Annotated in this window: 1 protein-coding gene; it reads right to left on the bottom strand. The window is 58.8% G+C overall.

Annotated features, from left to right (window positions below; genetic code table 11):
* Positions 1–1,271 (bottom strand): CoA-acylating methylmalonate-semialdehyde dehydrogenase (locus AWB67_RS38060; RefSeq protein ID WP_087660881.1); only part of this gene is annotated, 1,271 nt, incomplete at both ends.

The raw sequence follows: 1,271 nt of genomic DNA, 5'->3' as shown, positions 1-1,271 counted from the left end.
TGGTGATCGCCGAACAAGGAACGCTTCCAGCCGCCGAACGAGTGCCAGGCCATCGGAACAGGAATCGGCACGTTGATGCCAACCATGCCGACCTTGATCTGCCGCGAGAACGCCCGCGCGACACCGCCATCCGATGTGAAGCACGACACGCCGTTGGCGAACTCATGCTCGTTGATCAGTTCGACCGCGCTCGCAAAGTCCGGCACGCGCACGATACACAGCACGGGTCCGAAGATTTCTTCCTTGTAGATGGTGCTGTCGGTGCTGACGTCATCGAACAGCGTGCCGCCGAGGAAGAAGCCGTTTTCGTGACCTTCAACCTTGTGTCCGCGCCCATCGACAATCAGCTTGGCGCCTGACTTAACACCCGCATCGATGTATCCCTCGACCTTCGCACGATGTGCCCCGGTGACGAGCGGACCCATTTCGGCATCGCGTTCCATCCCGTTCTTGATGACCAGCGATTTCACGCGCGGCGTGAGGCGTTCGATCAACTCATCGGCGATGTGACCAACTGCGACCGCAACCGAGATCGCCATGCAGCGCTCGCCGGCTGAACCGTAGGCCGAGCCGATCAATGCATCGACGGCTTGGTCGAGGTCGGCATCGGGCATCACGACCAGATGGTTTTTCGCCCCGCCCAGCGCTTGCACGCGCTTGCCGCGTTTCGTGCCTTCGGTATAGATATATTCGGCGATCGGCGTCGATCCGACGAACGACAGCGCTTCGACATCGCGATGCTGAAGCAACGCATCGACAGCCGTTTTGTCACCGTGAACCACGTTGAAGACGCCATCGGGCAGACCGGCTTCTTTGAGCAATTCGGCAAGGCGAATTGAAGCAGACGGATCGCGTTCCGATGGCTTGAGCACGAATGTGTTACCCGTAGCAATCGCAATCGGGAACATCCAGCACGGCACCATCATCGGAAAGTTGAACGGCGTGATGCCCGCGACAACCCCGAGCGACTGCCGCAAATTCCAGTTATCGATACCGCCGCCGATCTGATCGGTGAAATCGGTTTTGAGCAGATTCGGAATCCCGCAGGCAAATTCAACGATTTCAATGCCGCGCATCACTTCGCCGTAGGCGTCCGTGAAAACCTTGCCGTGCTCACGCGTGATGATTTCAGCCAGCTCGTCATGATGCTCATCAAGCAATTGCTTGAACTTGAACATGACGCGAGCGCGCTTGATCGGCGCGGTTTCGCTCCATGCCGGGAATGCAGCTTTAGCCGCAGCAACCGCCGCATCGACCTCGGAAACGCTGGC

The sequence above is a fragment of the Caballeronia terrestris genome (assembly GCF_001544515.1).
Classification (GTDB): domain Bacteria; phylum Pseudomonadota; class Gammaproteobacteria; order Burkholderiales; family Burkholderiaceae; genus Caballeronia; species Caballeronia terrestris.
This window is presented reverse-complemented; position numbering and strand designations above follow the sequence as displayed.